At 38.8% G+C, this 24,521-nt stretch carries 26 protein-coding genes; 21 read left to right on the forward strand and 5 right to left on the reverse strand.

Annotated elements, in window-relative coordinates; genetic code table 11:
- Nucleotides 1-27 precede the first annotated feature (27 nt).
- The 6 genes from CJ483_RS00880 (at nt 28) to CJ483_RS00905 (ending at nt 7,100) form a co-directional block, all read left to right on the forward strand.
- Nucleotides 28-819 carry a carbon-nitrogen family hydrolase gene (locus CJ483_RS00880; RefSeq protein ID WP_120037721.1) on the forward strand — a complete coding sequence of 264 codons (792 nt, stop codon included), beginning with the start codon at nt 28-30 and terminating at the stop codon, nt 817-819.
- Complete coding sequence (locus tag CJ483_RS00885) at nt 816-1,493, forward strand: DUF2848 family protein (RefSeq protein WP_259455523.1); 678 nt, start codon at nt 816-818, stop codon at nt 1,491-1,493. The genes CJ483_RS00880 and CJ483_RS00885 overlap by 4 nt, the downstream gene beginning before the upstream one ends.
- 1 nt (nt 1,494) lies before the next feature.
- Nucleotides 1,495-2,211 carry a cupin domain-containing protein gene (locus CJ483_RS24275; protein ID WP_182916920.1) on the forward strand — a complete coding sequence of 239 codons (717 nt, stop codon included), beginning with the start codon at nt 1,495-1,497 and terminating at the stop codon, nt 2,209-2,211.
- Nucleotides 2,212-2,563: 352 nt separating this feature from the next.
- Nucleotides 2,564-3,424, forward strand: coding sequence for an FAD synthetase family protein (locus CJ483_RS00895; protein WP_120031080.1), 861 nt, complete (start codon nt 2,564-2,566; stop codon nt 3,422-3,424).
- Nucleotides 3,425-3,510: 86 nt separating this feature from the next.
- Complete coding sequence (locus CJ483_RS00900; RefSeq protein WP_120031081.1) at nt 3,511-4,836, forward strand: MFS transporter; 1,326 nt, start codon at nt 3,511-3,513, stop codon at nt 4,834-4,836.
- Between the two features lie 383 nt (nt 4,837-5,219).
- Nucleotides 5,220-7,100: an amidohydrolase gene (locus CJ483_RS00905; protein WP_182916921.1), complete on the forward strand. Its 1,881-nt coding sequence runs from the start codon at nt 5,220-5,222 to the stop codon at nt 7,098-7,100.
- A gap of 182 nt (nt 7,101-7,282) precedes the next feature.
- Here the strand turns inward: CJ483_RS00905 and CJ483_RS00910 are convergent, their stop codons facing one another.
- Nucleotides 7,283-8,524: a MerR family transcriptional regulator gene (locus CJ483_RS00910; protein WP_120031083.1), complete on the reverse strand. Its 1,242-nt coding sequence runs from the start codon at nt 8,522-8,524 to the stop codon at nt 7,283-7,285.
- A 204-nt stretch (nt 8,525-8,728) separates the two neighbouring features.
- Between CJ483_RS00910 and CJ483_RS24805 the strand changes: the two genes are divergently transcribed.
- From CJ483_RS24805 to CJ483_RS00935, 8 genes are all read left to right on the forward strand, one after another.
- The gene (locus CJ483_RS24805; RefSeq protein WP_259455524.1) at nt 8,729-8,905 is read left to right on the forward strand and encodes a hypothetical protein; all 177 of its coding nucleotides are present in this window, start codon (nt 8,729-8,731) and stop codon (nt 8,903-8,905) included.
- Between the two features lie 11 nt (nt 8,906-8,916).
- The gene (locus CJ483_RS24810; protein ID WP_259455525.1) at nt 8,917-9,273 is read left to right on the forward strand and encodes an amino acid permease; all 357 of its coding nucleotides are present in this window, start codon (nt 8,917-8,919) and stop codon (nt 9,271-9,273) included.
- Between the two features lie 49 nt (nt 9,274-9,322).
- The gene (locus CJ483_RS24815) at nt 9,323-10,069 is read left to right on the forward strand and encodes an APC family permease (protein WP_259455759.1); all 747 of its coding nucleotides are present in this window, start codon (nt 9,323-9,325) and stop codon (nt 10,067-10,069) included.
- 30 nt (nt 10,070-10,099) lie between these two features.
- Nucleotides 10,100-11,386: an amidohydrolase gene (locus tag CJ483_RS00920; protein WP_342753525.1), complete on the forward strand. Its 1,287-nt coding sequence runs from the start codon at nt 10,100-10,102 to the stop codon at nt 11,384-11,386.
- Nucleotides 11,362-11,748, forward strand: coding sequence for an amidohydrolase family protein (locus CJ483_RS25435; protein ID WP_342753526.1), 387 nt, complete (start codon nt 11,362-11,364; stop codon nt 11,746-11,748). Before CJ483_RS00920 ends, CJ483_RS25435 begins: the two co-directional genes overlap by 25 nt.
- 482 nt (nt 11,749-12,230) lie before the next feature.
- The gene (locus CJ483_RS00925) at nt 12,231-12,575 is read left to right on the forward strand and encodes a cupin domain-containing protein (RefSeq protein WP_120031085.1); all 345 of its coding nucleotides are present in this window, start codon (nt 12,231-12,233) and stop codon (nt 12,573-12,575) included.
- Between the two features lie 129 nt (nt 12,576-12,704).
- On the forward strand, nt 12,705-13,178 hold the full coding sequence (locus CJ483_RS00930) for a flavin reductase family protein (RefSeq protein ID WP_120031087.1): 474 nt from the start codon (nt 12,705-12,707) through the stop codon (nt 13,176-13,178).
- A 260-nt stretch (nt 13,179-13,438) separates the two neighbouring features.
- The gene (locus CJ483_RS00935) at nt 13,439-14,593 is read left to right on the forward strand and encodes a cysteine desulfurase family protein (protein ID WP_120031089.1); all 1,155 of its coding nucleotides are present in this window, start codon (nt 13,439-13,441) and stop codon (nt 14,591-14,593) included.
- Between the two features lie 107 nt (nt 14,594-14,700).
- Here CJ483_RS00935 and CJ483_RS00940 read toward each other — a convergent pair whose 3' ends face one another.
- From CJ483_RS00940 to yidC, 3 genes are all read right to left on the reverse strand, one after another.
- Nucleotides 14,701-15,882 carry a toxic anion resistance protein gene (locus tag CJ483_RS00940; protein ID WP_120031091.1) on the reverse strand — a complete coding sequence of 394 codons (1,182 nt, stop codon included), beginning with the start codon at nt 15,880-15,882 and terminating at the stop codon, nt 14,701-14,703.
- Nucleotides 15,866-16,537, reverse strand: a complete 672-nt coding sequence (locus CJ483_RS00945; RefSeq protein ID WP_120031093.1) for a 5-bromo-4-chloroindolyl phosphate hydrolysis family protein — start codon at nt 16,535-16,537, stop codon at nt 15,866-15,868. The genes CJ483_RS00940 and CJ483_RS00945 overlap by 17 nt, the downstream gene beginning before the upstream one ends.
- 183 nt (nt 16,538-16,720) lie before the next feature.
- Nucleotides 16,721-17,479 (reverse strand): membrane protein insertase YidC, encoded by a 759-nt coding sequence (yidC, locus tag CJ483_RS00950; RefSeq protein ID WP_259455526.1) that lies wholly within the window; start codon nt 17,477-17,479, stop codon nt 16,721-16,723.
- Between the two features lie 231 nt (nt 17,480-17,710).
- On the opposite strand from yidC, the gene bioB reads away from it, so the two are divergent.
- The 6 genes from bioB (at nt 17,711) to CJ483_RS00980 (ending at nt 22,404) form a co-directional block, all read left to right on the forward strand.
- Nucleotides 17,711-18,712: a biotin synthase BioB gene (gene bioB, locus CJ483_RS00955; protein WP_120031097.1), complete on the forward strand. Its 1,002-nt coding sequence runs from the start codon at nt 17,711-17,713 to the stop codon at nt 18,710-18,712.
- A 270-nt stretch (nt 18,713-18,982) separates the two neighbouring features.
- Complete coding sequence (locus tag CJ483_RS00960; RefSeq protein WP_120031099.1) at nt 18,983-19,579, forward strand: TetR/AcrR family transcriptional regulator; 597 nt, start codon at nt 18,983-18,985, stop codon at nt 19,577-19,579.
- 1 nt (nt 19,580) lies between these two features.
- Nucleotides 19,581-20,282: an SGNH/GDSL hydrolase family protein gene (locus tag CJ483_RS00965; RefSeq protein ID WP_120031101.1), complete on the forward strand. Its 702-nt coding sequence runs from the start codon at nt 19,581-19,583 to the stop codon at nt 20,280-20,282.
- 41 nt (nt 20,283-20,323) lie between these two features.
- Nucleotides 20,324-21,142, forward strand: a complete 819-nt coding sequence (locus CJ483_RS00970; RefSeq protein ID WP_120031104.1) for an SDR family NAD(P)-dependent oxidoreductase — start codon at nt 20,324-20,326, stop codon at nt 21,140-21,142.
- Nucleotides 21,143-21,338: 196 nt separating this feature from the next.
- Nucleotides 21,339-21,743: a CidA/LrgA family protein gene (locus tag CJ483_RS00975; RefSeq protein ID WP_120031106.1), complete on the forward strand. Its 405-nt coding sequence runs from the start codon at nt 21,339-21,341 to the stop codon at nt 21,741-21,743.
- The gene (locus tag CJ483_RS00980) at nt 21,721-22,404 is read left to right on the forward strand and encodes an LrgB family protein (RefSeq protein ID WP_120031108.1); all 684 of its coding nucleotides are present in this window, start codon (nt 21,721-21,723) and stop codon (nt 22,402-22,404) included. Before CJ483_RS00975 ends, CJ483_RS00980 begins: the two co-directional genes overlap by 23 nt.
- 204 nt (nt 22,405-22,608) lie before the next feature.
- Here CJ483_RS00980 and CJ483_RS00985 read toward each other — a convergent pair whose 3' ends face one another.
- Nucleotides 22,609-23,964 carry a TrkH family potassium uptake protein gene (locus CJ483_RS00985; protein WP_120031110.1) on the reverse strand — a complete coding sequence of 452 codons (1,356 nt, stop codon included), beginning with the start codon at nt 23,962-23,964 and terminating at the stop codon, nt 22,609-22,611.
- Between the two features lie 233 nt (nt 23,965-24,197).
- Here CJ483_RS00985 and CJ483_RS00990 point away from each other — a divergent pair, with 233 nt between their 5' ends.
- Nucleotides 24,198-24,473, forward strand: a complete 276-nt coding sequence (locus tag CJ483_RS00990; RefSeq protein WP_120031112.1) for a YkvA family protein — start codon at nt 24,198-24,200, stop codon at nt 24,471-24,473.
- Nucleotides 24,474-24,521: the final 48 nt, after the last annotated feature.

Raw genomic sequence — 24,521 nt, forward strand, 5'->3', positions numbered from 1 at the left:
AATATAGATAAAAGGATGTTGAAAAAAGTGAAAATTGCATCAATACAATTAGAGATCAAAGACAGTGAATCTAAAAGTGCTCGTATAGATCGTGTAGAATCAATGATTGATGAACTAAAGGGACAAGATCTAATCGTTTTACCTGAAACGTGGGCAACAGGGTACTTTTCATTTGATCGTTATATTGAAGAAGCAGAAGAGTTAAACGGGAATTTCGTCCAACGGTTCTCCTCAAAGGCGAAAGAAATTCAGTCCTATATATTTGCAGGTAGCTTCATAGAAAAAAATAATGGAAAATACTACAACACTAGTGTTCTATTTTCTCCTGATGGAGCATTAATAGGAACTTATCGAAAAATGCATCTATTTCGTTATGGTTCAAAAGAGGGGCAAATACTGACAAGAGGCAATGAAACAACTGTAGTAGATACTGAATTTGGGAAAGTAGGTTTATCAACTTGCTATGATTTACGATTTCCTGAATTGTATCGTGCACAAGTAGATTTAGGGGCAGAATTGCTTCTTGTTACTTCTGCATGGCCACATGGAAGATTGGAACATTGGAAAATATTTAATTCTGCTCGAGCATTAGAAAACCAGTGTTTCTTGATCTCCAGTAATTGCGTTGGGACTACTGATGGCGTCCTTTTAGGAGGGCACAGTCAAGTGGTTGATCCATGGGGAATTGTTGTGGCTGCTGGAGGAGACGACGAAACTATTGTAAAAACAGAAATTGACCCATCTCAGATTGCTTATATTCGTGATGTGTTTCCTAACTTGAAGCATCGGGTCTTGGATAGACAGGAGGAATTGATTTGATAACTATTAATGTTGATGGAAGAACCATTGAGGCAGATCCTAAACGATTACTTATTGCGGGTTATACAGGAAAAGATCAAGAATCTGTAAAAAAACATATTGATGAATTGAAAGAGATCGGCGTTCCAGCTCCTCCGCAAATTCCGATGATTTACGATCTTTCAACAAATCTTATTACAACAAGTCCGTCTATTTCGGTTATCCAAGAAAGTAGCAGTGGAGAAGCAGAAGCGATCATTATGAGTGTGAAAGGGAAATGGTATTTAGGACTTGGAAGCGATCACACGGACCGTGAGCTTGAAACAGTATCCATTCAAAAATCCAAACAAGTGTGCAGCAAACCTATTTCAACACAATTTTGGTCTTTAGATGATGTAGAAGATCGATGGGATGACATTGAAATGAGAAGTTGGATGGTTGTTGATGGGGTTAAAAAAGAGTACCAAGCAGGAAAACTTGGAGAGTTCTTGAATCCTAAAGAATTGCTTGAAATTATTGAGGAACGTGGATATAGCGGTGAGAATATGGTCGTATTTTGTGGAACCCTTCCGATTAAAAGTGGTGAGTTTATTTACGGAGAAGCATTTTCAGCAGAATTATACGATCGCTTAACAGACAGCAAAATCCAATTAAATTATCAGGTTCATATTTTGACAGATGCGGAGGTAGTATGACATGGGAAAATCGGAAATAGAGATTGTTAGAAAACCAGAGCTTGAATTTGTGGATTATAAAACGTTTGAGGCTATTCCTTCTAAAACTGTAGAAGGTGCATCCCAACGGATTATCGCCCAGATTCCGGGTACTGATGTAGCCACTCGTATTCTTGAGTTAGGAGCAGGGACGGATACATCTCCAGATGGAGTACAAATCCATGATTTCTGGGAAGAATTATACATCATTGAAGGATCGCTAATTGATTTGCGTCTAAATGAAGAATTTACAGCAGGAATGGTGGCATGTCGTCCGCCTGGAATGGAGCATGGACCATGGAAATCACCAAATGGCTGCAAAATTTTCGAAGTTCGCTATTATGCAGATCAGAAAAAAGAAGAACATGAATTTGTTGATTACCACACTTTCGAAGCGAAGCCTTTTAGCAAAGTCGGGAGCCTTTCTGAAAGAATCATTGCTTCTGACCCTGCTACTGGAGTGGCTACAAGAATTCTTCATAATGCTCCAGGGACAGATACCTCTCCTAATGGAGTACAAATTCATGATTTTTGGGAAGAGTTATATATTATTGAAGGATCGTTAATTGATTTACGTTTAAATGAAGAGTTTACAGCAGGAATGGTGGCGTGCCGTCCGCCTGGAATGGAGCATGGCCCATGGAAATCTCCAGATGGCTGTAAGATTTTCGAAGTTCGTTATTACTCTAAAGACCAATAAACAGGTAAACTTTTGGACTGGATTCATCACATTCATCGATGAACGCGGTGAATCCATCATTACAAAAGGCTTCTCGTGATATAAAGAACGAGAAGCCTTTCGACCCTTCTCATTAATCAGAAACTGCTTTTTATTATATCCTTATGTATACAGAGTTCAGTATTCGTAAGGATAAACATTCTTCTTGTGAATAGTTTTCAGTTGGTCTGAGTATACATTGGTTTTTCTAATCAATGGAAAGTAAAACACCTGGAAAAAAATGCAATTAACTTATAAAAAAAATTGATGAATAGAAGATGAGCAGCAAAAGTATCAAACTACCTCAATTATGTTGTAAGGAAGGTGAGGCATATTGGAAATTCTACATTTAACACATTCGCTGGATAAACCGCTTGGTATTCAAGAACCTCATGTCATGGCTTTAGGGTTTTTTGATGGTGTTCATTTAGGTCACCAATATTTACTTCAGCAAGCAAAGAACATCGCCAGAAAGAAAAATCTTAAATTTACTGTTATGACCTTTGATCCGCATCCATCCGAGATTATCAAATGTGAAACGGATAGAAGATATTTAACTCCGCTGTCTTCCAAACTTGAAAAAATATCTACTCTCGGTGTAGAAAGAATTTTTGTAATAAAATTTACCCGACCCTTTGCTTCCCTTCCTGCAAGTGAATTTATTAATCGATATGTTCTAGATCTCAACGCCAGGCATATTGTCGCAGGTTTTGACTTCACTTTTGGTTATAAAGCTCAGGGCAATGTAGATTATTTGCGAAATGCCAGCATGAATAATCCCTTTGAAGTTACTGTAATTCCAAAAAGGACAACGAATGACAACAAAATAAGTTCAACGTTAATAAGAGAACTAATAAGTGATGGAAAGGTTCACCTCGTACCGTATTACTTGGGGAAACATTATGAAATTAATGGAATTGCTCATTTTCCAACGGATTTGTGTACAAGAAAGAAGCTGAATAATAGTGAGTTTCATATTCAAGGGAAGTATGTTTTACCCAAACGAGGTTTATATAAAGTCGAACTAACAAATGGATGTAGAACCATTCAAGGTTTTTTTAGACATGATAGTGCTCATGAAAACAGATATGAACTGAGCAGTAGTAAACTAGAGTGGCTGAAAGCAGGGAATCAAAAAGAAATTACAGTGAAATTTTTCAACAGAGTCGCTTGTATGGATATGATCTCTATTTGAACTAAAGAATTTTTATGACGTTGGTTAAACAGACCATTAGGTATGTATTACACCATAAAAAATCAAATAGTTGGGGGAATGTAATAATGGGAAATGGAAAATCAACGGCAAGTTCCCGAAAAGTATTATTTGCTAGTTTGGTGGGTAGTACAATCGAATTTTACGATTTCTTTCTTTATGGTACTGTAGCAGCACTCGTGTTTAATAAACTGTTTTTTCCTACTCATGACCCATTTGTCAGTTTATTACTTGCTTATGCTTCTTTTGGAGTTACATTTTTTATCCGCCCCCTTGGCGGTCTCGTTTTTAGTCATATGGGCGATAAATTCGGTAGAAAAAATACCCTTGTCATCTCACTTCTTTTAATGGGAGTTTCAACGGTATGTATTGGATTGCTGCCAACTTATCATGCCATCGGAATTTTAGCACCCATTTTGCTTGTATCTTTACGGCTGCTTCAGGGGGTTGCTGTTGGTGGAGAATGGGGAGGAGCTGTTCTCCTAGCAGTTGAAAATGCACCGAAAGAAAAGCGTGGCTTTTATGGAAGCTTCCCCGCAATGGGAATCCCTCTTGGTATGTTACTCGGAACCACTGCTGTGTCATTAGTGAGTTTACTTCCAGAAGAACAGTTTCTATCATGGGGTTGGAGGCTTCCTTTTTTACTAAGTGCGGTTTTACTCATTACTGGTCTCTGGATACGCCGTGGAATTGAAGAAACATCAGCATTTAGTGAAGAAAAACAAAAAGGTAATGTTGTAAAAATCCCTCTTTTTGAGACACTGCGATATCATTGGAAAGCTGTCTTAATCTCATTAGGAGCAAAATGTGTGGAAGTGGGTCCATTCTATATTTTTACGACATTTTTTATCTCTTATGCTACAGATCACATCGGCTTCTCAAGGACTACAGCATTAAATATCATCACTATCGCCACAGTTGTTACAACATTATCCATTCCAGTCATGGGGAAATTATCTGACCTATTCGGCCGTAAACGCATTTTTATGATGGGGGCAGCCGGGATTGCTCTATTTTCTTTTCCATACTATTATTTATTATCATCAGAATCAATCTTTTGGGCATATGCCGTTTCAATTATTGGTTTAGGAATTTTGTGGTCTGCCATTGCAAGTATCATTGGAACCATGTTCACTGAAATGTTTAGTACGAATGTTGGATACACGGGAATAACACTTGGCTATCAAGCAGGCTCTGCGTTATTTGGAGGAACTGCTCCAATGATTGCGACTGTTTTGTTAAGTGCTTATCATAATTCCTGGATTCCTCTCGCTATTTTTATTGCTATCCTTTCAGTCGTTTCTTTTATCTCTGTTACATTCTTACGCGGAACCCAAGTGGTGAATGCTCATGTAGATCATTCATTATCTCAGAAAGATACAGTCGCTAAATAATATAAATTGAAAGAAGTACACCTTTATATATCTGAATATTAGGAATAATGTATGCGCATACATTAAGCGAAGAAGCTTTCAAAGCATTTTTATGGAAATAATTCATAAAATTAAGTGTTCCATTTTCAATCGCAGAAGTTTAGGAACAAGCTATAACTAGAATGTGAATGATGATGAAGAAAAAGATCATGAATGTCCATTGTAAGTAGCTAGAAACAAAATAGATTGCATTTCTAAGAGGAAACAGTAAAAAATTTAAAATCAATTGAAAGGTTTTGATTATGATAAAAAAATATTTGTTCCTTCTATTAATAGTTATCTTTTTTAATTTGGCATTTACAGGGGATACATTAGCGAAGAAAAAATCGAATCAAGCGGCTGATTTGATTTTTAAAAATGGGGATGTGTACACCGTTGATAAAGATCGAAGTTGGGCGGAAGCAGTTGCGATTAAGGATGACAAGATTCTCTATGTTGGTGATAACAAGGGGGTTGCAGCTTTCAAAGGCGACAACACCAAAGTGATGAACTTAAAGGGAAAAATGCTTATGCCTGGATTTATTGATAGCCATAACCATGCGTATCTTATGGCGGAAAGTCTTTTTTGGCTGAGTCTTAATCCTTATACCACTGTAGAAGAACGTCAACAGGCTATCAAGGATTATTTAAAGGGACATCTCAATATTAAACAATTACGCGGTGTAGGCTGGGATGAAATTAAACGCGATAGTGAATCCAGAGGGGTCACTCCTAAAGAATTGCTTGATCAAGTTGTCCCTGATATACCTGCTGTCTTCATTGCAAATAGTCACCATAGTATATTGGTCAACTCAAAGGCACTAGAGATGGCAGGGATAGACGAAAATACCCCTGATCCGCAGGGAGGAACGATTGAACGTGATCCTAAAACAGGAGAGCCTACAGGGATTTTGCATGAATTTTCCGCCCAAAACCTTGTGATTAACGCTCTTCCTCAACCAGATTTTACAGTACAGCAATATAAAGAGACGATCCTAACTTGGCAAAAAATAGCTGCTGAAGATGGAATCACTTCGACATTTGTACCGATTCACTATCCAACCGAAAATCTGCTTAAAGCATTTGAAGATCTGGATAATGAGAGAAAATTGACTGTAAGATACGATTTAGGTTTATGGGCTGATGAAAACAAAGGAACGGAACAGATTGGAAAATTAAAAGAATTACGCGACAAATATCAAGGAAAATCGTACAGGGTAGATACCATTAAAATATTTGCTGACGGTGTCGGTGAACACAAACTGGTTTGGGATCAAGATGTTTTAGAGGAGACCGTGGCTGCTTTGGATAAAGAAGGTTTTCGCGTCTATATCCATGCGATTGGCGATCAGGGATTTTACCCATCTCATAATGCTTTAAGTGCTTTTGAATACGCGGCTGAAGCAAACGGCAAAAGAGATTCCCGTCATGTGATTACCCATATAGACTGGGTTAAAGAAGATGATGTTACCCGGTTTAAGAATTTGGGAGTCATACCTGCTCCTCAGCCTGCATGGTTTGGTAAAGGCTGGTATCAGGGTGTGAGTGGCGAGCAGCTGAAGAACCTTAATCGATTGAATAGCTATTTTGAAGCCGGAATACCCGTTGCTTCATCGAGTGATTTTCCTTCAACAGATACTTTTAAAAGAGATATGTATCCTTTAACGGGATTAGAAGTAGGGATAACAAGATTGGATCCGGACACAACCACTGAAGCCGATCTAAATAAAGTAGCATGGCCTAAGGAAAAAGCTACTCTCGAGGAGATGATTACAAGCTATACAATTAACGGAGCCCATTTGATTTTCCAAGAAGATGAAAGAGGCTCTATAGAGGTGGGGAAAAAAGCGGACTTGGTTGTTTTGGACAAAAATCTCTTTGAGATTCCTGTAACGACAATTGGCGAAGCGAAAGTTTTGCTGACTTTGTTCGAAGGGAAAGAAGTATTCCGTCATCCTACGCTTATTAACGCACCCTATATAAAAACTCTTGTTGAACAATTCAAAAAGGATGGGGAAATTTCCAATCATGGTGCTGCCCGGTCCTTGCAGGCCCATTTGGATCAAGCGGTACGTTTGGAAAAACGAGAAGCAGCAGAAAGAGTGGTCAAGCACATGCAAAAGTTTAACGAGTTGCTTGACAAGCATAAAAAAAATAAGTGGATATCTGAGAATGCGTATAACACACTTAAAACTCATACAGATTCTTTGATTAAGAAGTGGCAAAAAGATTGCAAGAAAGACTAGAGTTACCAAATTGATAGTGAATCAGGTAGTTTGGTGGGTCCCATTTGATTAGGGACCCCGTTTTTTGTGCTTGTAAAGAGACGTCTACAATCACTTCATATCGCTATTGCCTCGCAACTGAAATTGTAAACATTGAGCTTTGATTAGAAATGAGGAGATTAAGCAAAAAGTTATTCCATTTCTTATTCTCTGTGGTTCTCCTCTTTAGCGATGTACCCTTCGAAAATCATACTTTCTTCCTCAACATGATGCTCAATATAGATCCCCGGCTTTTTTACCTCGCCGATTAAAAGAGTCTCTGTTAGCTGAAATTGATAGTTACTGATATTAACTTTGATAAAATCCTTTTCAAAGTTTTTAAGATAGGCACTCGGATAGAGTTCCTTCATTTTACGTATAGATTTTGCGCCTTGTTTATAATAAGCGAGGCATCCAATAATTGTGGCATCTTCTTTACAAAGCTTTGTGAGCTTTGCAAGAGGAAAAACATGATTAAATAGTGCATAGTCGTTGAAGGAAATGCTATCAATAAGATAGTCAACGCTCTTATTTGCCAATGGCAAATGAAGAGACGAGTTGACAATATAAAGGACTTTCAAAGCTGGATTGATTGAGTCAATTTTCGCCTTCAGCTTCTCGACCATTTCTTGTTTACTGCCGCAAAAGATGTAATAGGCATTCTCCGGTAACAGATGTAAATACTTCGGCAGAAATACAAAGGTATCAATGCAAGGTTCCATAACAACTTTATTTTCTAAATCGACATTTTTCAGTTTTTGATAAGTGAAGAGACTGCATTTTTCAATCACTTTGACGAGTTCAGGGCTTATTTCTTTTACCGTTTTTTGCTCATACAAGTATGCGCTATTTTGAGTGGAGTCATCGAGGTCAGGAGCATACAATATGCTTTTATGAACTTCTGCATGATAGCCGCATGTACAATGAATAGAAGCATCGATAATCGAATCATTATCAATCAGTGCGTTTTGAAATTGAAAAGGACCGGAACAAACAGGGCAACGCAGAAAAGGGATAAACGACAAAGAAAAACCCGTTCCTGGTTTGCTGGTTTCCTTTTGGCGAACGGCATCAATTTTCTGATCAATTTCTTGTATCGTCGAGTAAAGTTTAGAAATTTCAAAGGAAATTTCTTCTTTTTTTCGTTCAAGCATTTGCATGTAGAGAGCCAAATCTTCATGGTCACGCAGCAATGTAATCCTTTTTAAATCAATGATTTCCCTGATTTCATTTAATGTAAATTCAAACGATTTTAATTCAGTAATGATTTTCATATCGTCTTCACATGTTTGATCAAAATCATAATATGTCCCTGTTTTTACAGGTATAAGCAATCCAAGATTCATATAGTAGCGAATCGTATCAATAGATACATTGAATTTTTTAGCAAATGAACTAATTCTCATCTTTCACTTCTTTCCTGGAGTATACTCCATGCTTTTCGTAAATTTATTTAAAAATACAGATTGACCTCCACCATAGACAATCTTTTAGTATTTATTCGAGATGTTTAAAATTTCAGCCAATTCGCTCAATAAAGGAGGATAAAGATTTTAACTATTATCTTAATTTAACATTAGCAAAACTTATTACAAGGAAGGGATTTTAATTTGGAAAACACACACATGGAACGCTCACTTACGTTGTTACCACTTATTATGTTTGGAATATCCTTTATGGCGCTTGGAACGGTATTTAGCACATATGGAATAGCAGCAAAACTAACCCACGGTATGGTTCCTTCTGCTTACATTTTAGCATTGGTTGCAATGTTTTTACAGCATTAAGTTATGGCAAAATGGCCTCCGCTTATCCAGTAGCTGGTTCTGCTTATACGTATGTGCAGAAATCCATCTCTCCGTTTGCTGGTTTTTTGGTAGGATGGAGTATTCTGGTTGACTATTTACTTCTTCCGATGGTCAATTATTTGATTTTTGGTACATTTTTGCATGCCGCTATACCAGGTGTTCCTAAGTTTATTTGGATTTTGGGGATGATTATCCTAGTTACATTTGTGAATGTGAGAGGAGTCAAACTAGCCACCAAAGTCAATTTTCTTATCAATGCTTTTTCTGCTTTATTTATTATTTTATTTTGCTTTTTTCTATCAAATATATGGTTACAAATGAAGGCGCTTTCTCCTTGTTTACATTGACACCATTTTATCAGCCTGAAGCAGGATTTTCTGCGGTCATAGCGGGTGCATCGATTCTATGTTTCTCTTTTTAGGATTTGATTCAATTACTACATTCGCGGAAGAAGTTAAGAACCCCACAAAAGTTCTGCCCAAGGCCATTCTGATTATTACTTTTTCAGGCGGAGCTATCTTTACGCTAGTTGCATACTTAGCGCAGATTGTCTATCCGAATTATGCCTCGTTTAGTGATCCCGATTCCGCATCATACGTGATCATTCAGTCTGTGGGCGGGAGCCTTTTGGCCTCGTTGTTTATCGTAATGATTTCTATTGGCTGTTTCGGATCAGCAATGGTTTCTCAGGCAAGTGTGGGACGTTTGCTTTATTCAATGGGCCGGGATGGGGTATTACCAAAAAGAATTTTCGGCTTTATTCATCCAAAATATAAAACACCCTTTAACAATCTGTTAATTGTTAGTGCGATTAGTTTGGCTTCCTTATTTATTAATATGGCAACCGCTACTTCGCTGATCAACTTTGGTGCTCTTCTCGCTTTCACTTGCGTTAATCTATCCGTGATCGCTCACTTTTATTTGCGACGAAAGGAACGTTCCATTACTGGAATAATTCAATACCTGCTGTTCCCGATTGTTGGAATGGTTTCGGATGTTTGGCTTCTTTGTAATCTTGCTTCCTATTCTCTGACATTGGGCATCGTGTGGTTTTGTATTGGATTGGTTTATTTAATGGTGATAACGAAAGCGTTTAAACAAAGACCTCCAGAAATCCAAATGGATTCTGTAGAAAATCTCTAATCTTCTATATAAAGAAAGGAAAGATATGAAATGAATGCAGATTTGATCCTAACAGGAAATAAAGTATTTACCGGCCTTGCTGATCACCCGGAAGAGGCAGCAATCGTCATTCAAGGAAATCAAATTATCGCTGTATGTTCCATTGAAGAAAGTAAGTCTTATGCGGGGAAAGAAACAAAGCAATATGACTTCCATAACCAACTGATTCTCCCAGGGTTCCATGATGCTCATCTGCATGTAATGCTTGGCAGCCTTTTTAGCAATTTTAGTGTTGATTTAGCGGAAGCGGCCTCTGAAGAAGAAGCAGCAAAGATGGTGAAGGAATTTGCGGATAAGAGACCAAATGACGATTGGATTATCGGTAATGGATGGGATAGCGGAAATTGGGAGAAGAAAGAGTTTCCTAGCCGCTTCTCTCTAGATGAGGTTATTCCTGATCGTCCGGTTCTGCTTTTTCATGCCGAAGGACACTATGCCTGGGTAAACAGCAAAGCTTTGGAAATTGCCAGAATAACCAGCCAAACAGAGAATCCTACCTTTGGAACTATTTTGAAGGACGAACAGGGAGAACCTTCAGGTATGTTAATTGAAACAGCCGTTTCTTTGGTGGCGGATATTGCCCTTGCTTTTTCTAAAGAAAGACAATATGAGCTGTTGAATGGATTTCTTCAGCAGGCTAAAAGAGAAGGAATCACTTCCGTAAACGATTTGTACGCCCAGCGTGCTCTTGAAAAGCTGGAAAGTTTTGATACCTTTAAGGAATTTGACGAAGCTGGCCGTCTAACGACCCGTATCCATCTTTACCCTGCTTTGAACGGAGATTTAAATAGGGTAAAACAATTACGGGAGAGATTTAATTCAGACAAATTAAGATTAGCGGGACTAAAACAATATATTGATGGTGTTATTACCGGTTATACCGCTTATATGCTTGATCCCTATCTTGATAAACCAGAAACAAAAGGGCATGTCGCTTTTTCGCCGGAAATGATCAAGTCCTGGGTAGTAGAAGCGGACCGAGAGGGTTTTCAAATTCGCTTTCATGCGATTGGGGATGGAGCGGTTCAGCTAGGATTAGATGCGTTTGAAGAGGCACAAAAAATAAATGGACAGCGGGATTCCCGCCATGCTTTAGAACATGTCGAAGTCATTAATCCGAATGACCTTTCACGTTTTAAAGAGCTGGGTGTCATTGCATCCATACAGCCTTCTCATCTTGCTTTGATGCCGAGAGCCAGTGTTACATCCCGTGTGAAGGAGGAAAATTCCCGTATCTCTATACTTGTAAGTCATTGCAAGATGCAGGCGCAGCCCTAGCTTTCGGAACAGATTTTCCGATCGCACCGTTGAGCCCTATTCTACAAATTTTTCATGCCGTCACCAGAGTCGATTACACTGGGAAAGACACATGGAATGAGCAAGAACGGGTCGGGATTGCGGAGGCACTCCGGGCTTATACAAAAGGGGCAGCTTACAGCGTACATCGGGAGAAGGAGCTAGGCACATTGGAGCCAGACAAGCTTGCTGATATCGTTGTTCTCGACCATGACCTCTTTGCTGTTCCGCTTGAGAAAATACCTGAAACAAAAGTGAAAATGACCATCATGGACGGTGAAATCGTCTTCACTGATCTTGAACAACAAGCAAATGTCGCAACAAACTATGCAATTAAGGAATAATAAAGAGCGCCACATCGCTATTAAGCTGATAGTTTCTTGTATTTCAAAAAAAGCCTGTCCTTTATTTTAGAGAAAGAACAAAAGCTGAAAATAAGCCTCATGAACAAACTAAAACGGATAGATCTTTAGAAATGCAGATTCTATCTTTTTAAATAGAGAAGTGATTGCTGTGAACAAGAACTCAAGTGATGGAATTGTAACGGTAAAGGGAAAGAATGCACAAGCTGCCAAACTGCAGAGGTATATTTTAAAAAAATTCTAACAATTTATTGACTTATGAATTCAGTGTTATGTACAATGTATACATAAAGCTGAATTGAAGTTAAAAAGCATATAAGGGGGGCACACAAAAATAGCATCTCTGCCAGTCAATTTATATTTGAAGAATCTCTGTGAGCAGAATTATATAACCTAAAGTCTAATAGAAAGTCATGCTTTCTTAGTAAATGCAAATTTAAATAGATGGTAAGGAGGAATAAACATTGCCAAAACAAGAACTTGAATTTACTAGTTATACAAAATTCGAAGTAGAACATTTCGAAAATGTTAAAGGATTATCTCAAAGAGTGATTGCTGAAGATCCGGAGAGTAGAGTGGCAACTCGTATTTTACAATTTGAGCCTAACACAGATACATCACCAAATGGAGTGCAAATTCATGACTTTTGGGAAGAGCTGATCATCATCGAGGGTTCAATTATTGATTTGCAATTAAACGAAGAATTTACAGAAGGAATGGTTGCTACCCGTCCCCCGGGCATGAAACATGGTCCTTGGAAATCGCCAAAGGGATGCAAGATTTTTGAAGTCCGTTATTACACTACATAAAGCCGACTACATTATCTCTTCAAATGGACAGGTAGGTAATATGAAAAGATTGATAGTTACATTTTTAAATCAGGTAACTTCTATGAAATCATCTCAATATCATTTAAATTTTAAGGAGGCAATCAACTGATGGATGATAGAACTTTTAGAAATGCGATGGGAAAATTTGCTACAGGAGTAACAGTCATTACAACACTTTTAGAAGGTGAAGCACACGGTATGACGGCAAATGCATTTATGTCAGTTTCCCTTAATCCAAAATTGGTCTTAATATCAATAGGTGAAAAAGCTAAAATGCTAGATAAAATTAACGAGTCTGGAAAATTTGCTGTTAATATATTGTCTGATGATCAAAAAGAGCTATCCATGCATTTTGCAGGTCAAACGAAAGAAGAACGTGAAATTGAATTTGATTGGGTAAATGAACTACCAGTAATAAAAAATGCTTTAGCAAACATTGTATGTAAGGTCCATAGTAAACAAATAGCAGGGGATCATACACTTTTCATTGGAGAAGTAACTGATATTGTCACTAGCGAAGGGGCACCACTAGCCTTTTATGAAGGGAAATATAGTGAAGTTAATCAGCTAATTAGCTTATGAGTAATAATGAACAAGATAAGACTATTATTTAAGGCAGATAATTAAATGGTGTGCTAGAAAGAGTGATAGTGTAAAAACATAGAACTATATATTTTTTTCGACTTAAGATGATAATCAAAACAATTTATGCATCAATGCAGCTCTACTGTGGACAGATTTCGCCTGTTATTGGTGAGTCTGTCCTTTTTTATTATATAAAAGGTAGATTATATCCCAAGGTAACCACTCTTAGAAAAGAATTTAAAAAGGAGGAATGAGAGTTGAAACGCATTTATTTAGATCATGCTGCAACGTCTCCCATGCACCCAGAAGTTATGAGAGAGATCCTCCCATATATGTCAACTACATTTGGAAATCCATCTAGCATTCATTCCTTCGGTCGGGAAAGCAGACATGCTGTTGATGAATCAAGATCCATTCTTGCTGCAAGTATTGGGGCAAAACCGAGGGAAATTATTTTCACAAGCGGTGGAACAGAATCTGTTAATCTTGCTGTTATTGGAGTCGCTCTGGCAAATGAGCAGAAGGGTAAGCACATTATTACGACTAAAATTGAACACCATGCGGTCTTGCATTCATGTCTTTATTTAGAGAAATCAGGGTTTAATGTGACTTATCTACCTGTTAATGAAGAGGGAAATATATCGATAGATGATTTAAAGAAGGGACTTACAAACGAAACGATTTTAGTTTCTATTATGTATGGAAATAACGAGGTTGGCACGATTCAGCCTATTGAGGAAATAGCCGAGCTTTTAAAAGACCATCCAGCTTATTTTCATACTGATGCCGTCCAAGCATATGGAATGGAGAAAATCGATGTTCAACAATTAGGCATTGATTTTATGTCCGCAACGGCTCATAAAATTAATGGACCAAAAGGTGTAGGGTTTCTTTATGCAAGAGAAGGGAAGAGAATAAATCCCCTTATTTTTGGAGGAGGGCAGGAACTTAAACGGCGTGCTGGTACAGAAAACGTTGCCGGTATTGTTGGTCTAGGGGTTGCAGCAAAAATGGCACTTTCTTCTCGTAAACAAAGGAGTGAACAATACCTATCATTTAAAGAAGAGATGTTATCCATTTTCCGTGAGCATGACCTAGAGTTTAATGTTAATGGCTCTTTAGAAGGTTTACCGCACGTGCTAAACATATATTTTAAAGGGGCACATGTGGAATCTCTATTAACAAATATGGATCTTGCGGGGATCGCTGTGTCGAGTGGCTCTGCTTGCACAGCTGGATCGATTCAGCCTTCACATGTATTGGTCGCAATGCATGGAGAAGATGCTATGCGAAGTATGTCTTCAATTCGGTTCAGTTTTGGGAGAGAAAATACGCTAGAAGATGTGAGAATTGCTGCAAATGAAACAGCTAACATAGTTACACGATTAGCAGCTGAGAAGCTTAGGAAATGATTAAATAGAAGAAAGCAATAAAAAAGAAGGCTTCTCCAAAATATAGATTTTGGAGAAGCCTTCTTTTTTATTAACCGTTCATTTCTTTTCGATCTGTTGAAACCTCTTTATTTTAAATTTAACAATTTTTGCTTTAGCTCATTTTCCATAGAAGAAAGTTCTTGTTCGGCTTGTTTACGTTTAGCCCGGCCTTCCTGTTGAATGCGCAGCGTTTCTTCTAAAGTAGAGATCAAATTGGCCTGTGTTTTCTTTAATGTGTCGATATCAACGAGGCCACGTTCATTTTCTTTTGCTGTTTCTATTGTATTCGTTTTTAGCATTTCAGCATTTTTTAATAGCAAATCGTTGGTTGTTTGTGATACTTGCTTCTGGGACTCCATCGCTTTTCGTTGTCTGACAAGCGTAAGTGCAATCGCCACTTGGTTTTTCCACAATGGAATAGCCGTTAAGATGGAAGACTGGATTTTTTCAGCTAATGCTTGGTTCATGTTTTGAATCATGCGAATCTGCGGGGCGCTTTGAATCGTGATCTGCCGGCTCAGTTTTAAATCATGTAGTCTTTTTTCTAGACGATCAGCAAATTGTACCATGTCGTTTACATCTTGAAAGTCCATTTGATCTCCTGACTGCTCAGCCTTCCGGCGCAAGGCAGGAACCGTTTCCTGTTCTAACTCTTCTAGCTTTAATTCCCCGGCTGCAATAAAGATATTTAACGCCTGGAAATATTCTTTATTTTTTTCATACAATTGCTCCAGCATTTGTATGTCTTCCAAAAGAATCTTTTTCGAGTGATCCAACTTGACGCTAATCCGGTCAATTTGCGTGCCAACCTTTTGATACTTTGACATAATTTCTTGAATAGAGTTGGATACTTTATTAAACAGACGACTGAATACATTCTTTTTTTCAGGACTTAATTCATCCGGATTGACTTCCTGCAGTTTCTTCATTAAATCACTTAAGATATCCCCAATTGTTCCGATATCTTTTTGTTGTACATGATCAAGCATGGAATGTGAAAAACCTGAAAGCTTCGTCTGAGCTGCTGTACCATAGCTGATAACCGCCTGGTGATTTGTCGGATCAATTTGCTTGGCGATTTCCTGAGCTTTGAGTCGGTGTTCTTCAGGAAGCACATCAATCAATTTTTTAGGAGCTGATTGTTCATGAAGAGAGGGGCTGGGACTTTGCTCCATTAAGCTTTCGCCGAATGGCGAAGAAAGCAAATCATCAAGCCCACCCACATCTTCCTTTAATAAGGAGGGACGTTTCTCATTTTCTGTTGTCATAATTTATTTTATCTCCCTTCTCCAGGGCCTCGGGCAGTTCCTGTCTATTTAATGACTGCTTGGCCACATCAAGTTCAAAAGTTAAATGTTCAATATCTTGTGCCAATACTTTATGCAAATCTTTTTCTAATGTTTTTGTTAGATCATTGAGTGTTTCTTTTGTTTCCAGCAAAGACTGTTTGACGGATGAGTCCTTCAATTTTTGGGAATTTAACCACGCATATTTTTCAGCCAGTTCAACAACAGAGTCCAAGTGGGAATAAAAAAAGGATTCTGCTTCATAAAAACGCTTTGGCTCTTTTTTCACTACCGAAAAAATTCTGCGTACGAGACGGTTCAATTCAATCATTTGTTTTAGGGAACTGATGCTGCGCACGCGGACAAACACGTTTTTTAGCCGGCTTAGTTTTTGTTTTGCTTCTTTCATATTTTCAAGAATAAAATTGTATTCTTTTCTCGTTAAGCCATATTTTTTATATAGACGCGCATCTGCATATTTTCCCAAACCGAAATAAATGCCGGCCCCCAAGGCCACAGCTAATATAACTGCCAGCAAGGGAGAGAGCCCGAGCTGATTCACAAAGAGCAGCGAGCAAATGATCACTGCGGGAATGGTGATCATTGCGCGAAGGATAAAAAGCAATGGGTTTTTCATCGTACTCACTCCAGTTATGATTTTCCTTGTAATACGCGCGATCTGTCAAAAAGTTTCATGATTCTTTAAATTTTATCAAAAATGCAGCCGCTTTGTCTTTACTTTTACTAATAGAAGAAAAGAATGGGAAAGTCAACTGAAAAGAAAAAAATGAAACAGATCCTTTAGGATCTGTTTCATTTTTTATTTTCCTTTGCTTACTTCTTTAGCAGGGTAGAGTTTCTTACTCAGCCACGTTTGTCCGATGAGGAACAGACCGCTCACTCCCCAATACAGTGGAAGTGCTGCCGGAGCGGAAAACGAAAATACGAGAATCATAACAGGTGAAAGCATGCCGACAATTTTCATTTGCTGTTGCTGCTGTTCTGGCATGCTCATTAAGGATACTCGGAATTGAATAAAGTACATAACACCAGCGATAATTGCCATTCCGATATCCGGCTGGCCAAGCTTGAACCAAAGAAAACCGGCATGCCGAATATCGTCTGATGTCCGGATCGCATAATATAACCCCATCCAAATAGGCATTTGCAAAAAGATCGGTAAACAGCCCATGGCAAATGGATTAATATTATGCTGCTGGTAAAGGGCCATCATTTCCTGTTGTACTTTCCGCTGCTCCTCTGGAGTTTTGGCGGCTTTCAATCGTTTCTGGATCTTATCCATTTCTGGTTTAACGACTTCCATTTTCTCTTTCATAACTTGCTGTTTCTTCATCGTGTTCAGCATTAAAGGCATTAAGATCAAGCGAACAGCGAGCGTGATAACAATGATAGCAAAACCATAGCTTCCGAGAAGCTCGCCAAGTGCATGAATCAATTCAACAAAAGGCCGGACGAGATAATCGTGAAAGAAGTGCCCCTCCTCTTGAGCAGCCTGACACCCGCTCAAAAAAAGGCTGGCGCCGAGCAAAGAAGATAACAGTATCGATGTTTTTTTCAATGAATAGTTCCCCCTATAAGCCATTAATTGGCAGTCAAACTGTTTCTATATGATGAAAACTAAAATGAGTATACCTTAAATTGCCTGTTAGTTCAAATGAATACATATGTAGAATAGCCTATTCGTTTTCATCACTAACGGATTTTGTGAACTTTTATTTATAATTGGTTGACTTAAAAAGCTTTTATCTTTTATCCTTAAAGAGAGAGAAAAGATAAAGGGGAGAGAGAAATGGCAAATTGGGACCATGTAGCAGAGCAAGTGTTGGAAGGGAACGAATTAAGTGATGAGCAGGCATTGGCCGTGTTAAATTGCCCAGATGAGGAGCTGCTGACTCTTTTGCAGGCTGCATACAAAGTGAGAAGTCATTATTACGGCAACAAGGTGAAGTTAAATATGATCATTAATACAAAGTCAGGGCTATGCCCGGAGAATTGCGGCTATTGCTCGCAATCTATCCGGTCGACGGCTCCAATTGAAAAGTACAGAATGATGGACAAGGAATCGATTTTACAGGGAGCCAAGCAGGCGTATGATTTGCAGGCCGGCACTTATTGCATCGTCGCCAGCGGCCGCGGGCCGAGTAATAAAGAGGTAGAGCGTGTGACGGAAGCAGTGAAGGAAATTAAAGAAAAATATCAATTAAAAGTGTGCGCTTGTCTCGGGCTGCTAAAGCCGGAACAAGCAGCCAAGCTGAAGGAAGCGGGAGTAGACCGTTACAACCATAATCTAAATACTTCAGCGAGCCACCATGAACAAATTACAACGACTCATACATACGATGACAGGGTAAGAACGGTCAATACCGTCAAGGAATCGGGCATCTCTCCTTGTTCGGGCGTCATCATTGGCATGAAGGAGCAAAAGGAAGACGTGGTTTCCATGGCCCGCAGCTTACGAGTGTTGGATGCCGACTCTATCCCGGTAAACTTTTTGCATGCGATCGATGGGACGCCGCTTGAAGGAACGGCTGAATTAAATCCCCGTTACTGTCTAAAGGTATTGTGTCTGTTCCGCTTTATTAATCCGTCAAAAGAAATCCGGATATCAGGAGGCCGGGAAGTGAACTTAGGTGCACTTCAGCCGTTGGGTCTTTATCCAGCTAACTCTATTTTTGTAGGGGATTATTTAACCACTGCCGGGCAAGAAACGACAGCTGATCATAAAATGATTGAAGAAATGGGCTTTGAAGTCGAGTTTGCTTCACAGTCAGAGGAGCAGCCAGTTGTGTGAATGAGTGCTAAGCTACAATAAAGAGACTTAAAAACGGAAGGGTGCTATTCAACAATCCAATCAGAGTGTTGAATAGCATTAAGATTAGAATAGGACGAAAATTTGTACGCAGTTTCGTCCTATTCTAATCTCTAACAAAAACTTCTTCTCTAAAATAATGTATAAATTGGTAAAATAATATACAATCAAATTAGAACAACCGTTCAAATATGTGAATTATATTTATGGCTTAATTAGAACGATTGTTCAATTTAAGGCAGGTGCAACTTTTTGAATAAAAGACGTTATGACAGTGAAAAGGCAAGAAAGGAAATCATGGAAAAAGCAACATTGTTATTTTCTGAGAAAGGCTATAATCAAACATCAGTTGGAGACATATCAAAAGCGTCTAGTTACAGCAAAGGGCATATTTATTATCACTTTCAAAATAAAGAAACGCTTTTTGTCATACTGGCAAAAAAAACGATGCAAGAATGGCATGACAAGTGGCTGAGAAAAGAATCTACTTGCTCTTCTGCAACAGAAAAGTTGTACGGAATGGCCCTGCATGTTCTCTATAATTACCAGACACCGCTATTAAAAGCGGGACAGGAATTGGCATCAAATCCGAATTCGAGTTCAGAGTCTGTGAAAGAATTATACAATTTAGCCATTGTTCCAATGAGTGCGTACCGTGCTATTTTACAAGAAGGGGTAGATCAAGGAGAATTTATAGCTGGAAATATTGATGAATGGACCGCATTGCTTGGATCATGGCTCGGGGGATTGTGCCAGCTCACCAATACTCAGGAACTGGGTTTGCTTGAACCTCTTTTTAATCAAGCAATAACCATCTTTTTAAGATCCATCAAAAAGGAAGGGATGTAAAATGAGGATTGGCTTAATTGGAGATAGTTTAACAGAAGGTCGCCCTGGCGTGTCTTTCTTGAATTTATTAAAAGAGAGATACCCGAATTTGACTTTTGATAATCTCGGAAAACCAGGTGAAACAGTCAAAAGTTTGCATGCTAGACTAACCAAATCGAAATTAGCAACAGATTATGATCTGGCTTTCCTGTGGATTGGAACCAACGATGTTTATTCTAAAATGTTAAGCGTTCAAGCACAGCCTGTTGCAGGAGACCGTCAGGAATTTCGAGAAGTGTTTACTAAGGTTTTAGAGATCGTTATCGCTTCTGCAAAACAGGTTGTTACTGTATCGCCGGCAATTATAGGAGAAAACATGAGCAATGAAGCAAACAAAGAATTAAGGGATTTGTCTACAATCATTCAGTCGATTACTGATCTATATTCCACTGTAAGCTTTTTGAATATGCAGGCTGTGTTTGAAGGACATCTAGCCAACGTGAAAAGCTCGGATTACATGAGCACCAGCGTTTGGAGAGTGATGAAGGATGTACTATTTTATAAAAATGAGGCTCGGATCGATCGATTATCAAACAAGCGGGGGCTCCATTTGACATTAGATGGCATTCATTTAAATACTAGCGGTGCCCGGATCGTTGCCGATGAATATACAACGGTGATGGAATATCTTATCTATAATAACAGTCGTACATTGGAGAAGTAATTCTTGATAGAAGGTGAAGTTTTTCAAACGGAGGGATTGGCATGGGGGAAAGTAAAAAAGTTGCGATTGTAACTGGTGGAGCATCAGGAATAGGGAGAGCGCTCTGTAATGAATTAACTGCACATAATGTGTTTGTCGTTATTGCAGATATTAATATTCGAGAAGGAAAAGCTGTTGAAGAAGACCTTAATAAAAGAAATCATCATTCAAAGTTTGTTTATTTAGATGTCACTGATTCAGCTAGTGTGGAAGAGCTTATTAGAGAAACATATAGGGATTTTGGGAGATTGGATTATCTTTTTAACAATGCTGGCATGGCTATGTACGGTGAACTATATGATATGTCGATAGAAGACTGGAAAGAAATTATGGATATTAATTTATGGGGCGTCATTTATGGAACTCAAACCGGATACAAAATTATGAAGGAGCAGGGATATGGTCATATTGTCAATACGGCATCTGCTGCAGGTCTTGGTCCTTCTCCTATATCCTCAGCGTACTCAACAACAAAGCATGCTATCGTTGGGCTCACCACCTCTCTTCACTATGAAGCAGAAGAATTTGGTGTGAAAGTGAGCGCGCTTTGTCCGGCCTTTGTTGATACTCCAATTTTTGATGAAGCGAAAGCCATTAATATTAATAAATCTATGATGACCGAACAACTAAAAAAACAAAAGCCGATGTCACCAGAGCAGCTTGCCAAAATGACGATTCGTGCCGTTCATAAAAATAAACTTATCATCTGTCCACTCCCCATGCGTAAAACGATGGATGTCATTTTTACAATTTTTCCTCCATTACACCGTTCACTTATGAAATTAGTTTGTAAAGTAAGTAGAAAAGCCCGTATGTCGTAGCCAATCTTATCATTTTCTCAAAATCATTCGCTCTTGTTGAACAGACCAGTTAAAGGAACAAAAATCTCTAATAGGGCAGTTTTTCTTATAATAAAAACTCTGTTTTATTTTTCCATCTGTCGTAGTTCTGCTGTTTCATTTAATGTTACTATTATATAAATACAAAATAATGTAGAGCGGAAGAAAGGGTGGGGCTATGAGAAATGGTTGTCTGTTTATTGTTCAACTCGCTTTTTTATGGCTGATTTACGAGCTGGGCCAATTTATTTCTGGATTTTTTCACTTGCCTGTGCCTGGCAATGTTTTAGGAATGCTCATTTTATTTTTGTTGCTTTCTTTTAAAATAGTGAAAATAAGGTGGATTGAAAAAGGGGCTTTATTTCTAAACACGCATTTGGCTTTTTTTTTCATACCTATCGCCGTCGGTTTAATGACTTTCATGCCACTTTTAAAAGAGAGCGGTGGAGCGCTCGCTATTATTTTATTCGGCAGCTCCATTATCGGAATGGCAGTAACAGGCGGAGTGGCGCAATTTTTATCAGCGAAACAAGTGCACAAAGAAAAAGGGGAGACTACCCGTGAGCATCATCACTCTGTTTAATATTGTCTTAACACTTGTGGTTTATTTGCTTGCCCGTGTTCTTGCCTCCCGTTTCCCATCGCCGCTTACTACACCTGTATTTTTAAGCACAGTGACTATTATTTTTATTTTAGTGTGCAGTGGAATGTCTTATGAAGACTACACACCTGCAAAAGAAATCATGACTTATTTGCTTGGGCCTGCGACGGTAGCACTGGCTATTCCGCTGTATCACAACCGACATGTATTATTGCAGAGAGCTATGCCTGCTTTTTTTGGATTGACAGCTGGGACACTGGCAACTATTACTTCGGCAGTTTGGCTAACCAAAGCTTTTCAGTTGCCAATGGCGACCGCCGCCTCTGCCGCAGTCAAGTCAGTCACCACTCCGGTAGCCATTGAAGTAGCTCGTATAATCGGGGGAGATCCAGCTTTATCAGCTATCTTCGTTATGGTAGCAGGAATGTTCGGTGCCATGTTTGGACCCTGGCTGCTCACATGGATGAGGGTGACAGACCCCTTTTCCCGCGGCTTATCCATCGGAACGACTGCCCATGGAATAGGAACGGGCCAAATCGTTAATGAAGGAAGTCTTCAAGGGGCCGTTTCGGGCGCCGCTATGGGATTTGCAGCTATCTTTATCTCTTTTGTTCTGCCATGGTTTTTTCCATTGTTAAAATAAAGGCCCGGTTAATTTTATCTGGTTGATTGGAGTGGAAGTTACAAAGACCCCTCTATCATGTAGTTACAGGGTTTTGTATGAGGAATTCAAATTTATTATTCAATGCCTATGGAAAGCAAAGAGAACCCGCTCGATTCTTATGATTAACATAGCCGTAATAAAAAAGACGCCGTTTTTGTTTCGGCGTCTTTTTTACCTGGGCGATTACCCAATTAAAATTCGTTCCTTTGGGAAGTTATAGCTGTCCTTAATTTCTTTTCCGCGAATAATAAAGAGCAAAGAGAAAAGCCCGATTCTTCCGATAAACATTAGCGTCATCAATAATAGCTTAGCGGAAGTACTTAAATCGCTTGTGATGCCTAAAGATGATCCGGTAGTTCCGAAAGCGGAAGATACTTCAAAGATGATCTTTATAATAGGCAGCCCTGGTTCAAGGAATGAAAGAAAAATAATCGAACCGCCCCAAATAAAGAAGCCCGTTGTGATCACGACGAATGAGCGTTGTACATCAACTGGGTGAACTTCTCTATTAAAAATCTTAATGGTATTTTTTCCTCTCGCATAAAAGTAAACACTCAAAATGGCGATCGCAAAAGTAGTCGTTCTAAGCCCGCCACCTACACTGCTTGGCGAAGCGCCGATAAACATCAGTGTTGAAATAAGCAGCAGGGTAGCCATTGAAAACTCGTTTAAGTCGAGTGAAGTCAAGCCAGCACTGCGAGCAGCGATAGATTGGAAAGCAGAATAAAAGAACGACTCATGCCATGTTTTATCAATGAAAAAGTGATTTCGTTCAAGCAAATAAATGAGCAGAGTACCGAGAGCCGCCAAAATGGCATATACGGTCGTTGTCAGCTTTGTAAACAGAGAGAAATGAAACTTCACTGGCTCTCTGTAAGTCAAATAATCTTTAATTTCTACTAACACAGGAAAGCCGATAGCACCGAGCACAATCAATATCATATTGATAAACTGGACAAAGTAATCATTGGAAAAAACAATTAATGAGCTTCCGGTTATATCAAACCCGCCGTTCGTTGTGGCGCTGATTGAAGCAAAAACCCCATGTAAAAAGGCTTCAGAAACAGTCGGATAATATTGAAGAAAATACGTGCTTAAAATAAGAGCACCGACAGCTTCAATTCCAAGAATTAATAAAAAGATTTCAATCATCAGCCTGACGAGTCCGGCTAAATCTGTTCTATTTTGGTCAGCCATGATCAGCTGACGCTCGCGCATCCCAATCCGCTTTCCAAATAAGATCCAGATAATAGAGCTCAGAGTCATAATCCCTACGCCGCCTACTTGCAAAATAAACAGGATAAAAAAATAACCGACCGTACTGAATGTATCAACGACTGAAACTGTTGATAACCCAGTAACACTTAAAGCACTGACCGCCACGAAGGCAGCGTCTATAAGAGAAATTTCAACTCCGGGTTTATGAGCAATAGGTAACAGCAATAAGCCGGTAGAGAACAATGCACCGGTTAGATACAGCATGACGATTAATTGAAAAGTGGACAACTTGAGTGCTTTTATTTTCCCAGGATCTTTCATAACATCTACCTCTCAATTTTCCCGGCATAATGTCTGCCCGATTTTTGCGTCGTAAAAACATATTCCCTATTATATTAGAAAAAGGAACGAATTTAAAAGCCTTTCCTCAAAAGAAAAAAACCTTCAAAGATATGAACAAATGACAGAGAGGATGTTTTATTTTTTTCGACAAAAAACGAAACCAAATAAAAAGAAAACGTATAAATAGGCAACTGCGGAAAAGGAGGAAAAAGATGAAGAAGATTTGGAAGCGGCTAAAGTTTGTTTTTACTTTCAGACGGTCTATCCCGTTCTTAAAGGATTTCTTTTTAAGCAGAGAAGTAACTGCCGTTAGCAAAATAGTATCCATTGGGTTAATCATTGGCTATTTGTTGCTGCCATTTGATTTGATTCCTGATTTTTTTGCCGTTTTCGGCTTAATAGATGATATTGCCATTTTTGCGTTTGTACTTCAACAAATTGTTAAACTGGCACCAGATTCATTAAAAGAAAAGCATAAGATGATATAAACACTGCCCTGTGCCGCTATTTGAGGTACAGGGCCATTTTTTTTTTTT

Source organism: Bacillus sp. PK3_68 (genome assembly GCF_003600835.1).
Taxonomy (GTDB): Bacteria; Bacillota; Bacilli; order Bacillales; family Domibacillaceae; genus Pseudobacillus.